Here is a 13,629-nt window from a genome sequence, read left to right as displayed (position 1 = left end):
GCTCCTCGAAGGGTTAATCGGCGAAGTTGATGACAACTTTGCCGCATTTGCCACTGGCCATTAGCGCATAGGCCTCGCCCGCCTGTTCCAGCGTGAAACGGTGGGTAATGGCGCTTTGCGGCCGCATCTTCCAGTCGTGTAAATCGCCACAGCATTTCTCCATGTTGTAGAGGCTGGTGACCCACGAGCCGATGATCTGCCGCTGGTGGTGCATTAGGTCCGCGCTGACTTCAAATTCGACTTTGCCGGTTTCGCCGATATAGACCACGCGCCCCCAGTCGGCGGTCGCTTGCAAGGCCAGCAAGCGGCCTTGGGCATTGCCGGAGCAGTCCAGCGCGACATCCGCCCCGCCCCGCGTCAGCTCGACAATAGAAGGGATCAGGCTGTCCCCGCTGGCTAAAAAGCCGTGATCCATCAAGCCGAGCTTTTTGGCGGTTGCCAGACGCTCAGGCTGAACATCAACGCCAATGACGCGCTTCGCCCCCCGGCCTTTCGCCAGCATCATCGCCATCATGCCCACCGGCCCAAGCCCGACCACTAACACGTTGTCGCTGCCTGATACATTGCCGCGCAGGATGCCTTCATAGGCCGTCCCCACGCCGCAGGAGATAAACGCGCCGTCTTCATAGCTCAGAGACTCCGGCAGATGAATCAGATCCTTCTCTTCCGCCAGCAAATATTCAGCATGCCCGCCATCGCGCTGCCAGCCGTAGGCCGCTTTGCCCGCGCCGGTGCAGGATATAGGAAACCCTTTGCGGCAGTTGGGGCAGAATCCACAGCCGGAAATGTGGTACACCAGCACGCGGTCAGCTTCTTTGAAGTGGCGACACCCGGCCCCCAGGCTGACAATTTGGCCACAGGGTTCGTGGCCATTAATAAAGCCCTGATAAAGAGGTTTATCCGGCGCGGCGGCGGTCGCCCGATGTTGGTGGTAAATATAATGAACGTCGCTGCCGCAAATTCCCGACGATTTCATTTTAATTAATACCTGCCCGATACCTGGCTGTGGAATAGCAACCTCTCTTAATTCGGCAGTGGAATTTCCCGGTAAATAAGCCGCCAACATGGTTTTCATATTATTCCTCTCCATAAATTTGAACATTGTTCATTTTCTTTTTGCCATCACGCCTCGCGAATATTTTTGCAAGGCGCAAGGGTGCAGATTATTTTTTCGAGCGAACTCGACTATTTCGCTGAGTCAGGAGAATATTTGCTAGCACGGCGACGACGATAATTACGCCGCGCACCACTTGCTGGAAGAAGGAGTTAATCCCCAGCAGCACCAGTCCATTGCCAATTAGCGTGATAACCAGAACCCCAAGCAGGGTGCCGAGCAGCGAGCCTCGGCCGCCGGACAGCGCCGTGCCGCCCACCACCACCGCCGCGATAACATCAAACTCCAGGCCGTTTGCCGCACCGGCGTTACCTGAACCCAGACGCGCCGCGAGAAGAATCCCGGTGACGGCGGCCAGCAGGCCGGAGAGCGTGAAGATCAGCACCCGCACGCGTTTGACATTAATGCCACAAAGCTGCGCCGCCGAGGCGTTGCCGCCCACGGCATATACTGAGCGACCGAAGGCCGTTTTGCGGCTGACAAACAGGAATACGGCAAATAAAATCAGCATGATAAGGGCGGAAACCGGAATGCCCGCCACCTGTCCGCCCAGCCAGTCGAGCACGTCGTTTTCGTCAATCGGCACGGGCAGGGCGTCGGTCATAAACAGGCCAAGACCGCGCAGCGCACTCCATAGGCCGAGCGTGGCCACAAAGCTCGGCACGTTAAACCAACCGCGCAAGAAGCCCGCCAAGGTCCCAAAGGCCGCGCCAAGGATCAGCACCAGAACCAGCGACGCCGCCAGCGGCACCTGCGCCTGCATCAGATAGGCCAGACAGACTGAGACAAAAGCCACCGTCGGCCCGACGCTGACATCGATTTCACCGGCGATGATCACCAGCGTCATGGCCCACGCCGCGATGCCGATAGTCGCTGCATCGCGCAGCACGTTCATTTGGTTACTAAGGGAAATAAAGCCGGGCGCGTAAAATGAAAACACCAGATAGAGCAGCGCGATAACCACTAATAGGCCAATGGCATTAATATTCGCCGAAATAAAGGCGCGGCGGGACTCACCCTTTTCCTGTTGATAAGATAATGTCGTCATGGTCATTTCATCACTCCACACTATTCCCCAGCGTCGAAATAACAAGCTGGGAAATAAAATCATCATTTACCGGCAACCTAGAGGCTCTTACATTGCAGTATGTTGTTGAGCCACTCAGCGCTGCCCTGATTGATATTTTTCACCGCAGGTTTTATTCACTGCGGCTATTTAATGTGACGCTAATATTTCCGCCATTAATTCTTCTGTACTCACTGGCGACCTCAGGGTTCGGGTTAGCGTGCCCTGTTGCAGCAGTAAAATTCGGTCGCACACCAGCGGCAATTCCTCCACCTCGCTGGAGACAAAGATGATGCTTTTCCCTTCGGCGGCCAGTTGGCGAACGATTTGATAAATCTGGTTTTTCGCCTCAACGTCCACTCCGCGCGTCGGTTCGTCGAGCAGCAGTACGCGGCTTTCGGCGTAGACCCAGCGGCCAATCACCACCTTCTGCTGATTGCCGCCGGAAAGCGTGCCAATTGGCGTCGTGGTGCTGGGGGCCTTCACCCGCATCCTGGCGATAATGTCCTGGGTGTATTGGCGAATGTCGGCCCACTGCAACACCCCGAACCGGCTGACGCGGTGGCGGTTGGTCATCACGGTATTTTCATCCACCCCGAGCAGCGGCATGATGCCAGCGTCTTTGCGGTTCTCCGGCGTATAGCCCAATCCGTGGGCCAGCATGTGGGCATAGGTCGGTTTGTGTATCCGCGCCCCGTCGATTTCCACCTCGCCGTCGCTGTAACTCTCCAGACCCGCCAAGGCTTTGAGCAGCTCTGTTCTGCCCGATCCCAGAAGCCCGGCAATGCCCAACACCTCGCCTTGCAGCAGGTCGAAATTAATGTCGTGAAGCTTGGGTGGCAGATTCAGACCGCGAACAGAAAGCACCGTTTTGCCCCCTTGTGGCTGGGTGACTTGGTTATCGCGATGCCCGCTGTGCCCCAGCATCAGGGCGACAATCTCTTCGGTGGTGGCATCGGCCAAACGCACATTCCCCGCGACTTTGCCGTCACGCATGATGGTGGCGCTGGAGGCCAGACGGCGGATTTCATTCATTCGGTGGCTGACGTAAATAACCGCGATGCCGACTTCCGCCATTGCCTGAACGGCGGCAATCACCAGTTCGACTTCGTTGGAAGCCAGAGAACTGGTGGGCTCGTCGAGGATAACCACCTGCGGATGCCCCTTCATAACGCGTGCGATTTCAACTAGTTGCTTCTGCGCCGGGCTGAGGTTTTCAACGCGCTGGAGCGGATCGATATCCACGCCGAGGTGCCCAAGGCAGTGCCGCGCCTGTTCCAACATTTTCCGCGTGTCGAGCATGCCGCCGCTGCGCGGCCATTCGCCGAGATAGAGGTTTTCCGCCACGCTGAGGCCATCCACCAGACTCAGCTCCTGATACACCGCGCGCACGCCTAACTCCGCCGCGCGGCGAGTGAGCTGGGCGTCACTGCCTGAGAGGGTTTGCCCCCCTAAGGTGACGGTTCCCCGATCCGGCTTTTCACTGCCGGTGAGCAGGCGAATCAGTGTCGATTTCCCGGCACCGTTTTTACCCAGCAGGGCGCGGATCTCGCCGCGCTTTAGTGTGAAATCCACATTCTCCAGAGCAATCACGCCCGGATACTCTTTGTAGCCGCCACGCACCGAGGCAACACAATCCTTGTCATCCTCAGGGGTGGTCATGGTGTCTGCTGCCGTTGCAAGTGCTGACATAGTCGAACCTCAGATTAAGGTAGGCCATCCTGATGGGTGTCCAGCCAGCCCTGTCCCTGCGCTGAGGTGGTGTAGAGGTCAATCGGTACCTGAATGACTTTGTCCGCTGGCAGGGTTTTGTTGATGGCTTGCAGCGTTTTAGCAAATACCTGCTCGCCCATTTTCTTACCTGAAATATCCACCACGGCCTTAAGCACCTGATTTTTATTTAATTCCTGGGCGATTTCTGTGGTCATGTCAGAGCCAAACACCACGGTTTTCCCTACCCGACTCTGATTGCGCACGGCTTTCACGGCGCCAAGGCTAGCCCCGCCCGACTCACCAAAAATGGCGTCCAGATCGGGCTGGGAAATCAGCAGCTTTTCGCCCACGGAAATGGCTTTGTCGATGGCGGTCCCTTCCTGATTTGCCACGATACTCATGCCCGGCACGCGCTGTTTCAGGGCAGCCTCAAACCCCTTACGGCGCTGAACGCAAACCTCGAAGGCTTCGCAGTTAATCACCGCGATTTTTGGAGCAGTAATGTTGTTAGCGATAAAGTAGTCGGCGGCGGCATTCCCCGCTTTGCGGCCGAACTCCACCGGATCGCCCACCAGATAGGCAGCGACATATTTCTGCACGCCTTTTTCGCTGATGCAGGTGTTGTAGCAAACCACCGGAATTCCGGCCTCGCTGGCTCGCTGGATCGCCCGTCGACTGCCCTGCTCAGACACAGCAGACAGCACGATGGCGTCCACCTTGCGGGCAATCAGCGTGTCGATGAAGGTACTCTCTTTCGAGATATCGCCCTGCGCGTTGGTTTCAATCAAATTGACCTTGTCGCCCGAAGCGTTGGCGCTTTGCTGAACCCCGGCTTTCACGCCGGCGTAATAGCCTTGGGTGTCGAGATAGATGGCCCCGACGGTCAGCGCTTTTGCCGATTCGGCCTGCGCATGAGTGAGGGTGAATAAACCGGTCAGTAGGGCGGTAGTCAGAGCAATTCTTTTATAGTTGAACGGCATGATTCCTCCGGTATTCCTGGGTTGGCGTGATGTTCTGTTAAGGGTGATGCCTGATTTATTGTTGTAGTTGTGAAGTAAATGTTTTCACTGCGTTAACACAGAGGGGATAAAGTAAATCATCCCCGCCGTGCAGTTATTCATCACGATCACGGATTAAACTAAACAGCGTTTAGTAAACCCTCCGCCTGCCCGGCGAGGCTCAGGAAAAGCTGCGCCTTGTTGTTAGCAGGATTAAGCGCCAGCGCCTGTTGTAGCGTGCTCGCCGCCGCGCTGTTTTCTCCGGCTCCCAGTAGGGCTAAGCCTTTGACCAATAAAAGATGTTCGCGATGCTGAAGCTGGCGGTCGCTATTGAGCACCAGCAGGTCCGGCAGGGAGACGGCAAAGAAGTCGGCGGTCACAGCATCGCCGCTGGCCTGTTCTGCCCAGTCGAGCATCTGGCTAAATAGCTGATTCGCCTCGGCTTGCTGGTCTAACTGGCGCAGCGCCATGCCCTGATAGAACAGATAATCCACTGGCTGGTCGTTGTAATAACGGCGCTCGCTGATGCCTTTATCCCCCTGCGCGGCGCGCTCGAACCACTGCTTAGCCTGTGCGTGCTGGCCCAACCGTTTGGCCGTGACGCCGAGCCAGTAGTAAAGATCGTTGTCGGTTTGGCCGACCAGCCGCCCCTCGGCAAGATTCAGCGGGTAAGTTTGAGCTGCCAGTAAAATCTCCTGCGCCTCTGCCGGTTTGTCGTTTTTGAGCAATTCAAGCGCCCGCAGTTGCGCATTCAGCAAGAACTGCCCGGTGATGCGCCCTTCGCCCCCTTCCCACGGATGGAACTGGCGCTCAGATAGCAGCGTTGCCGCCTGCTGCAACTTGCCATTTTGGTGATAAAGTCCCAGCAGCTCGGCCGTCAGGTCATCGCGCCGGGTCGCCACATCAAGATGCTTTTCGAGCAGCGCGAGTCGGGTTTGTGTAGGGGTCGCAGTGAGTTTCTTCAACAGGTCCTGCTCAAACAGCAGGCGGGCATCGTGCGGAGCCAGCGCGTAAGCTTGGTCAAAGCAGTGAGCCGCCGCCTCGGCGTCATGGTCGATATTCCACGCATAAATCCCCAAGCCGCGCCACGCGTCGGTGAAGTCAGGTTCAAGCTCAAGGCAGCGCTGCCAATGGGCAACCGCTGGCTGCAAATTGCCCTTGCTGTAGTGGAAGCAGGCCAGCAAATGATGGGCAAAGGCATCGTCGGTGAAGGTGTTGAGCATCTGCACTTCGGCAATGCTATTAGGGAAGCGGACATGGTTCGGGAAGGCCTGACGAGCCTGACTTATCAGCGACGGGCGGTTGTGCGGGTCAAGGCTTGCTTGCAAATAGAGCGGCAGAGTTTCGCGGCTGTCGACGGACTCCAGCGCCTCCAGCGCCAGCGTGTTAAAGCCGAAAGAGAGCAGCTGGGTGGCGATATTCAGCGCGCTTTCCCCACGCTGCCCGGTGACTTTACGCAGCGCGTGCAGAGATTCGCTGTTCGGCTGCTGCTGGTAGTTCAGGAAATGCAGCAGATAGTGCAACGGATAGCGCTGCAACTGCTGCTGGCGATAGCGCCCGGCAGAGGTCGCATCGCCCACCCGTTGTAGCAGCAATGCTTTCAGGCCAATCAGGCCGTAATGGCTGGCGTGGCTTTCCAGACCCTGCTCGCAAAATTGCAGCGCATCAGCAAATTTCTCACGGCGGGTGGCGATTCGAGCCAAACCAAAGTAGCCGCCAGACTTGGCGTTGCCGCTCCAGATGGCGCGGAAGAAGTCTTCATAGGCGGCATCAAGATTGTCGGTTTGCTCATAAGCACAGGCGCGGATCAGACTGGCGAAGCCGCACTGCGGGTTCTTATTCCAGCGATGGGCGCGGCTTAGGGCATTATCGGCAAAGGCAATGCTGCTGGCGAAGTTGCTGCGGTTATAGTCGCGAGTCGCCAGCGCCAGGTTACAGCGGTAGTCCAATGGATCGAGTTCCAGCCCGCGCTGATAGTAGGTTGGCGCGCCATGGCTGGCGTGGTTGTACTGTTCAAGGTGCTGGCCGATAAACCAGGCTTCCTCGGCAGTTTGGATTTGGTCAGCGGGAAGTGGCGCTTTGGCGGCTTCGGGCAGCGGCGTTTCCTTCGGCTGATGCTCGAGATAATGCAGAATTTCCCGACCGTTTTCCGCCAGCAGGCTGATTTTAAGCCGCCCGCCGAACTCCCCTTGCAGGCTGGCATGCAGCACTTCGCCCGGTTGCAGACTAATGACTTTATCCACCAAGACTTGTTCACCATCGGCCTCGGCGATCAGCACCCGCGCTTGGTGCAGCGGCGCCACGGCGTAGATGCCCCACTCCACCTTTTGCCCGTCGCGCTGCAATTTGAGCACGGCGTCGGTATTGGCGTTTTGCACCATGCCCAGCTCGCTGTAGGGCATGAAATTCTGCACGAAGCACTTCTCTTCATAGGCGTCGAGCCACGTAAAGTCCGGCTGGTTGTCGGTGAAGACGCCGGTCATTAGCTCGATGTACGGGCCGTTGCGGTCGGTAAGATTGCGGTCCCAGGCCAGGCCGAAGGCGCAGTTGCCCCAGGTCCACTGCTTTTTGCCCGGCGAGACATGGTGATCCGCCACGTGCAGCAAGCCGCCGCGATCGTCGTGGCTGTAAGCACCGACAAAATCATAGGCCGATTTATCCGCCATGTAGGAAGTCGGTACCGGAATATTCTTGTAGCGCGAGATATCCACGCCGCGCGAGTAATCAACTTTATAATAGGTGCCGGTGGCGATGGGGAAAGAGGACACATCCCGTTTGCCGTGGTCGAACACGGCGGTGACATCCGGCGGGAAAACGCTCTGATGATCATCCCCTCCCTTCACCGCCGGGTTAGCCCACCACAGGAAGTGGCGCGGGGTTGGGTTGGCGTTATAGATTTTGGCGCTGATTTCCAGCAGCGCCTTGTCTGGATAGAGCGTAAAGCCGGTCATCACCTGCAAGCCGCGCATCGGCTCCACTTCCCCCATCCAAACGGTTTGCGCGCCGTTTTCATGCTGCTGCAAGGTGAAATCCACCGGCATAAAGGTGGTTGGGCGATGGTGCTGCGGCCAGTTGAATTCAATTCCGCCGGAGATCCACGGCCCAAGCAGGCCCACCAAGGCCGGTTTGATCACTTCGTTGTGATAGACAAAATCACGCTGTTTGATCTTGTCCCAGGCGCGGTGAACGCGCCCGCCAAGCTCGGGTAACAGCATGATTTTCAAATAATCATTTTCCAGATAGAGCGCCTGATAGGGCTGCATCTGCTTCTCGCCCGTCAGTTGGTCAGTCACGCCGTACGGATAGACATTGCCCGAAGAACCTTGGTAGACCCGATGGGCTAAAAACATCGGATGGGTATCCTGTTTTCCCGTGAGATACGTCGGTAATTCGACCTGTTCCTGCCAGACTTTTACATTTCCGCTCATGCGTTCCTCTCACCAATGAATACTGAAAAGTTCAATTTCGTGAGTCTACGCAGCGAAAGCGGCTAATTAATGCGCTACCGTCACGCAATTCAGTAAGCGGAGTTTAGTGAATGCAACTTAAGGGTTTGAACAATCTTCGGGTCAGGGAATTCAATAAAAAGGTGCTGATGACCCTGCTCTATCGCGAGAAAACGGCGAGCAAATCGACGCTGGCGCGGTTGTCTAACCTGTCGATTCCGGCCGTCGGCAAGATCCTTAATGAGTTGCAGGAAGAGGGGCGAGTGGTTCACAGCGACGTGAATCTGCATTCGCGAGGATTAGGCGGTGGCAGCTATCAAGTGGCGGTGGAAGACAGCGATATTCTGTGCATGAATGTCTCACCCTATCGCATTGAAAGTATTCTAGTTGATCGGCTTATCACGGCAAAAAGCGAATTTCGCCTGAGTGAAATCGCAGTGAAAACACCCAGTGAGCTGCTTAATGAGATAGAACGCCTGTTTCATGACTATCGCAAACAATATCGGGGAAGAAATCTCAGCCTTGCGCTGTCGATTCACGGGCAGGTTAATCCCACCACCGGCGTCTCGCAGAACATGCCGCAGGCCCCGTGGGACTGTGCAATAGAGATTAAATATTTACTGGAGGAGAAGCTCAATACTGAAATTTTGATGGATAACGACTGCATCATGCTAGCTTTAGCAGAGAAATGGCAACACACTGAAATTCAGCGTGATTTTTGCGTTATCAATGTAGATTACGGCATTGGCTCCTCATTTGTTATAAACCAGCAGATTTATCGTGGCAATCTGTTTGGCAGCGGCCAAATCGGCCACACCATTATCGACCCCGACGGCAGCCTCTGCTCTTGCGGGCGATATGGCTGCCTGGAGACTATCGCCTCGCTCTCTGCCATGAAGAAAAAAGCGCGGATGCTGCTGAAAAATGGTGCGGCGGCGGCTGATAAATCCGCCCTGCGCACCCCGACCACTCAGGAAATTATCGAAGGCTACCATCAGGGGGATGAAAACCTCCGCGTCATGGTGTTTGCGGCGGCGCGCGCCTTGGGGCTGAGCTTGTATAACTTCCTGAATATTCTCAATATTAACCAAATCCATCTCTATGGCCGCAGCTGTGGCTTTGGCGAGGCATGGCTGAGCACGGTATTGGAACAGAGTGGCTTAAACCCCTTCGATAAAACCGACAGCGTGAAGACTCAGGCCACGCATATTGGCCTGGGGACGCTCAGCCGTGAGCAGCAAATCATGGGAATTGGTTATTTGTATGTGGAACAAGCGCTAGAAAATCGCGTCTGAATAACTGCAGGATGTTTACTGCAATGGCGCATAATTCGGCGATTTACGCGAAGCATGGTAAAATCATCGTTCGCTTGCTCGTAAGCGTTCAACCCAGCATCGTACTCAGAGAAACTTCTTATGACCCTGAACAATCCGGATCAACTTCTTTCACAGGCCGAAAAACTTTGCCAGAAGCGTAATGTGCGTTTAACGCCACAGCGTCTGGAAGTGTTGCGCCTGATGACGCAGCAACCCGGTGCCATTAGTGCTTACGATCTGCTGGATTTACTGAGAATTAGCGAGCCACAGGCCAAGCCACCCACCGTTTACCGCGCGCTGGATTTCCTGCTGGAACAAGGCTTTATTCACCGCGTTGAATCGGCCAACAGCTACGTGCTGTGCCATCATTTCGAAGAGCCGAGCCACACCTCTGCGCTGTTTATCTGCGATCGCTGCGGATTGGTCACAGAGAAGACCACGGACGGCATCGAAGAGAGATTGGCAAAATTGGCAGTAGAATCAGGGTTTGAATTGCGGCATTCCGTGGTGGAAGCGCATGGTTTGTGCGGGGATTGTAAAGTGGTAGAGCTTTGCGACAGCCATGAACATTGCGAGCATGACCACAGTATTGTGACTAAAAAGCGCTAATACCGATTTAGATAAATGAGTTTAGAAAATAGATTTAGATCAGTAAATAATAAAGGCGGTACGTCCTTGTACCCTGCATCCTGAAAGCTATCCGGGTAGGAGCAGCATTTTTTCAGGATGCATTATCACCGTTACGCACGGGGAAGTTACGATTTACCAGTGATACTTGTTATCCGTTTCCCACGCTTTCAGCTCTTTCTCAGCTTCTTCTTTCTTGTAACCGTAGCGCTCTTGGATCTTACCGACCAGCTGATCGCGCTTACCTTCTACAACAGTAAGATCATCGTCCGTCAGCTTGCCCCATTTCTCTTTCACTTTGCCTTTGAACTGCTTCCAGTTACCTTCGGTTTGGTCCTTATTCATAATCAATTCTCCTACTACCGTGGTTTAGGTTTCTGTGTTTTGTTCAACACACTAAGTGCTTATCACATAATTAAGAGTAGTAGAGAATTTGGCATTTGGGTCAAGCGACAGCGTTAAATCACAATATTAGGAATAATCCAAAGTGTTAAATAGCGATAAACACTAATAAATTTATCGGCGATTTATTTTACTCCGCCTTAATAAACCAGCGATCGCCTTGCCAATATCTGCGCCACACCCAGCCTAACGACAAACCTCTTAACGCGAGAAACACGGCCAACGCCAACCACAAAGCATGGTTGCCGAACCAAGGCAGAGTGAACAGCGTCAGGCCATAACCCAGAGCTGCCACGGCCATGCTATTGCGCATCTCGCGGCCCCGCGTTGCGCCGACGAACATGCCATCCAGCAGATAACACCAGACGCCGATGAGCGGCAGAACCACCTGCCAGCCCAGGTATTGATCAGCCAGCTGGCGGATGTCAGGTAAAGAGGTCAGCATGCTGACAATCTGCTGCCCGGTCAGGCCATAGAACAGCGCAAAGCCAAGCGCCACGGCCCCTGCCTGACGACACGCCGCGTGCCAAACGCGTAACAATTTCTCACGGTTGCGCTCGCCAAAGGCTTCCCCCGAGTGGGCTTCCACAGCATAGGCAAAGCCATCGAGGGCGAAGGCGGTGAAGGTCAGCAAATTCATCAACACGGCGTTCACCGCCACGATATGCCCGCCCAGTCGGGCACCAATTACCGTCAGGGAGGCAAAGCAGACTTGCAGCAGCAGCGAGCGCAGCATGATGTCACGATTGAGGCTGAGTAAGCGCCGCAGGTTGCCCCGCCACGCCTGCTGTAGCAGGGCTAAATCAATGCCTTTTTGCGCCATCATCCGCCATACCAGCCACAACCCTAGCGCCAATGTGACGTACTCCGAGCAAGCCGTAGCAATGGCCGCACCGCGCACGTTCAAGCCCAGCCCCATCACCAGCCAGATATCCAGAACAATATTCAGCACGTTGCCGACAATCAGCAGCAGAACCGGGCCACGCACATACTGGATGCCCAGCAGCCAGCCGAGGATCACCAAATTTGCCAGAGAAGCCGGGGCGCTCAACCAGCGTATTTCAATAAACAGCCGCGCCTGCTCCAGCACGGCCTGACTGCCGCCGACCACCTGAAAGGCCAGATCCATCAGCGGCGTGCGCAGCAACATGATTAAAATGCCCGCCAGCAGCGCTAACAGGAAAGGTTGAACAAAAGCACGGGCCAGCAGCAGGTTATCTTTGGCACCCAACGCCTGAGCAGTCAGGCCGGTGGTGCTCATGCGCAAGAACAGCAGCATCATGAAGAGGAAGGTCGTCACCATCGCGCCGACCGCTACGCCGCCGAGATAATCCGCGCTGTCGAGATGGCCGATAACAGCGGTATCCACCAAACCTAATAGTGGGACGGTAATGTTGGAGAAAATCATTGGCAAAGCCAGTTTCCATAAGGCTTTGTCCTCGCGGCTGAGGAAGGTGCGGCTTAATACTTGTCGAAAGGGATGCTGAGGCATAGAGGTCCCATGCTGAGGATATTGAACAAGAGGTCAACCTGGCGTAATTCGGCGTGTCGGCATCAACGCTTTTTATAAAAACAGCGATCTGCTTAAACAACAACGCCCCAATCAAGGGGCGCAGTGTCACGGCGTGAGATCACCGTAAGGCGACAGCTAGCTTTGTGGCAAATGTCTATAGCAAAAGCCCGGCAGTACGTTCAGGAAGGGCGAGTACCGAGCCTTGCCAGCAGAAAGGATTAGATCCAGTCGCCGTTACGGATAACGCCAACAGCCAAGCCTTCAATGCTGAAACTCTGCTCGCGCAGGTCAACCACGATCGGCTCGAAGTCGCTGTTCTCTGGCAGCAGTTGCACGACGCTACCCTGCTTTTTCAAGCGTTTAACCGTCACTTCATCATCAATGCGCGCAACGACAACTTGCCCATTACGTACATCCTGCGTTTTGTGAACCGCCAACAGATCGCCGTCGAGAATACCGATATCCCGCATAGACATCCCGCTAACGCGCAGCAAGAAGTCGGCGCTAGGCTTGAACATGGCAGGATCGACCTGATAGTGGCCTTCGATATGTTGCTGAGCTAAAAGAGGCTCACCGGCGGCGACGCGGCCAATCAGTGGTAAACCTTCCTCTTCTTCCATTAGCAAGCGAATGCCGCGCGACGCGCCAGAGACGATTTCAATCACGCCTTTGCGCTGCAGGGCTTTGAGGTGTTCTTCCGCGGCATTTGGCGAGCGGAACCCCAGACGAGTGGCAATTTCTGCACGAGTCGGCGGCATACCCGTGGTGGATATATGTTCGCGAATGAGGTCGTAAACCTCTTGTTGTCTGGCTGTTAAAGCTTTCATTCCGCCCCCTGATTGTTTATACAGTATTGCTGTGAGTATATACAGGTAACTAGGGAATGAAAACCTAAGAGTGCATAAAAACCAGTGCTAAAGTGAAATCTGGAATCTGTATTCCGCTTTAGAACCAGCGCGGCCAAAAGACGCTGACCCAGGTGAAAATCGCCAGTATGATGCTCAAAAGTACCGCGGCCGATCCAAAATCTTTGGCGCGCCCGGACAGGACATGGAATTCAGGGCCGATGCGGTCAATCGCGCTTTCGACGGCGCTATTTAATAATTCGACAATCACCACCAGTACCAAGACGCCCACTAATAAAATACGCTCGACGCTAGTCACATCGAGGAAAAATGACAGTATGATGAAGGGCAGAACGGCTATCACTTCCTGACGGAAGGCCGCCTCGTTTTTCCAGGCAGCACTCAATCCCTTGAGGGAATAGCCGGCGGCCTTAACGATACGAATTAGGCCCGTTGATTCATTTTTCATGTGTTATGCGTCTTAACAGAGTTTTGGCGGACAGAGTATTGGCAGCATTTTATACTCAAAACCATTCAGGGTGACAAATATCGCCGTTAACGCAACAAACAGAACTCGATTCTGGTTTCT

At 55.0% G+C, this 13,629-nt stretch carries 11 protein-coding genes; 2 read left to right on the top strand and 9 right to left on the bottom strand.

Going from position 1 to position 13,629, the window contains the following annotated elements:
* Positions 1 to 13: 13 nt before the first annotated feature.
* The 5 genes from SBO83_RS08955 to SBO83_RS08935 form a co-directional block, all read right to left on the bottom strand.
* Complete coding sequence (locus SBO83_RS08955) at positions 14 to 1,075, bottom strand: zinc-binding dehydrogenase (RefSeq protein WP_396131255.1); 1,062 nt, start codon at positions 1,073 to 1,075, stop codon at positions 14 to 16.
* 88 nt (positions 1,076 to 1,163) lie between these two features.
* Entirely contained in the window at positions 1,164 to 2,162 is a 999-nt protein-coding gene (locus SBO83_RS08950; RefSeq protein ID WP_396131253.1) for an ABC transporter permease subunit, read from the bottom strand.
* 168 nt (positions 2,163 to 2,330) lie between these two features.
* A complete protein-coding gene (locus SBO83_RS08945; protein ID WP_396131495.1) occupies positions 2,331 to 3,842 on the bottom strand; it encodes an ATP-binding cassette domain-containing protein in 1,512 nt (503 codons plus the stop codon).
* A 44-nt stretch (positions 3,843 to 3,886) separates the two neighbouring features.
* Positions 3,887 to 4,873: a substrate-binding domain-containing protein gene (locus SBO83_RS08940; protein ID WP_396131252.1), complete on the bottom strand. Its 987-nt coding sequence runs from the start codon at positions 4,871 to 4,873 to the stop codon at positions 3,887 to 3,889.
* Positions 4,874 to 5,031: 158 nt separating this feature from the next.
* Positions 5,032 to 8,319, bottom strand: a complete 3,288-nt coding sequence (locus tag SBO83_RS08935) for a DUF5107 domain-containing protein (RefSeq protein WP_396131251.1) — start codon at positions 8,317 to 8,319, stop codon at positions 5,032 to 5,034.
* A gap of 110 nt (positions 8,320 to 8,429) precedes the next feature.
* Between SBO83_RS08935 and SBO83_RS08930 the strand changes: the two genes are divergently transcribed.
* A complete protein-coding gene (locus tag SBO83_RS08930; protein ID WP_396131250.1) occupies positions 8,430 to 9,632 on the top strand; it encodes an ROK family protein in 1,203 nt (400 codons plus the stop codon).
* Positions 9,633 to 9,752: 120 nt separating this feature from the next.
* The gene (zur, locus tag SBO83_RS08925; RefSeq protein WP_353503517.1) at positions 9,753 to 10,262 is read left to right on the top strand and encodes a zinc uptake transcriptional repressor Zur; all 510 of its coding nucleotides are present in this window, start codon (positions 9,753 to 9,755) and stop codon (positions 10,260 to 10,262) included.
* 153 nt (positions 10,263 to 10,415) lie between these two features.
* Here the strand turns inward: zur and SBO83_RS08920 are convergent, their stop codons facing one another.
* From SBO83_RS08920 to SBO83_RS08905, 4 genes are all read right to left on the bottom strand, one after another.
* Entirely contained in the window at positions 10,416 to 10,625 is a 210-nt protein-coding gene (locus tag SBO83_RS08920) for a CsbD family protein (protein ID WP_034793474.1), read from the bottom strand.
* Between the two features lie 187 nt (positions 10,626 to 10,812).
* Positions 10,813 to 12,174, bottom strand: a complete 1,362-nt coding sequence (dinF, locus tag SBO83_RS08915) for an MATE family efflux transporter DinF (protein WP_396131249.1) — start codon at positions 12,172 to 12,174, stop codon at positions 10,813 to 10,815.
* A 239-nt stretch (positions 12,175 to 12,413) separates the two neighbouring features.
* Positions 12,414 to 13,022: a transcriptional repressor LexA gene (lexA, locus tag SBO83_RS08910; RefSeq protein ID WP_034793478.1), complete on the bottom strand. Its 609-nt coding sequence runs from the start codon at positions 13,020 to 13,022 to the stop codon at positions 12,414 to 12,416.
* 118 nt (positions 13,023 to 13,140) lie between these two features.
* Entirely contained in the window at positions 13,141 to 13,509 is a 369-nt protein-coding gene (locus SBO83_RS08905) for a diacylglycerol kinase (protein ID WP_353503519.1), read from the bottom strand.
* Between the last annotated feature and the right edge of the window lie 120 nt (positions 13,510 to 13,629).

This window comes from Ewingella allii, from assembly GCF_044430645.1.
Taxonomy (GTDB): domain Bacteria; phylum Pseudomonadota; class Gammaproteobacteria; order Enterobacterales; family Enterobacteriaceae; genus Ewingella; species Ewingella allii.
The sequence above is the reverse complement of the archived record's forward strand: the minus strand, read 5'-3'. Positions and strand labels throughout refer to the sequence as shown.

Bases quoted from the DNA above. Each gene is read 5' to 3' on its own strand.
- SBO83_RS08955 (WP_396131255.1), bottom strand. From the start codon at position 1,075: ATGAAAACCATGTTGGCGGCTTATTTACCGGGAAATTCCACTGCCGAA.
- SBO83_RS08950 (WP_396131253.1), bottom strand. From the start codon at position 2,162: ATGACGACATTATCTTATCAACAGGAAAAGGGTGAGTCCCGCCGCGCC.
- SBO83_RS08945 (WP_396131495.1), bottom strand. From the start codon at position 3,842: ATGACCACCCCTGAGGATGACAAGGATTGTGTTGCCTCGGTGCGTGGC.
- SBO83_RS08940 (WP_396131252.1), bottom strand. From the start codon at position 4,873: ATGCCGTTCAACTATAAAAGAATTGCTCTGACTACCGCCCTACTGACC.
- SBO83_RS08935 (WP_396131251.1), bottom strand. From the start codon at position 8,319: ATGAGCGGAAATGTAAAAGTCTGGCAGGAACAGGTCGAATTACCGACG.
- SBO83_RS08930 (WP_396131250.1), top strand. From the start codon at position 8,430: ATGCAACTTAAGGGTTTGAACAATCTTCGGGTCAGGGAATTCAATAAA.
- zur (WP_353503517.1), top strand. From the start codon at position 9,753: ATGACCCTGAACAATCCGGATCAACTTCTTTCACAGGCCGAAAAACTT.
- SBO83_RS08920 (WP_034793474.1), bottom strand. From the start codon at position 10,625: ATGAATAAGGACCAAACCGAAGGTAACTGGAAGCAGTTCAAAGGCAAA.
- dinF (WP_396131249.1), bottom strand. From the start codon at position 12,174: ATGCCTCAGCATCCCTTTCGACAAGTATTAAGCCGCACCTTCCTCAGC.
- lexA (WP_034793478.1), bottom strand. From the start codon at position 13,022: ATGAAAGCTTTAACAGCCAGACAACAAGAGGTTTACGACCTCATTCGC.
- SBO83_RS08905 (WP_353503519.1), bottom strand. From the start codon at position 13,509: ATGAAAAATGAATCAACGGGCCTAATTCGTATCGTTAAGGCCGCCGGC.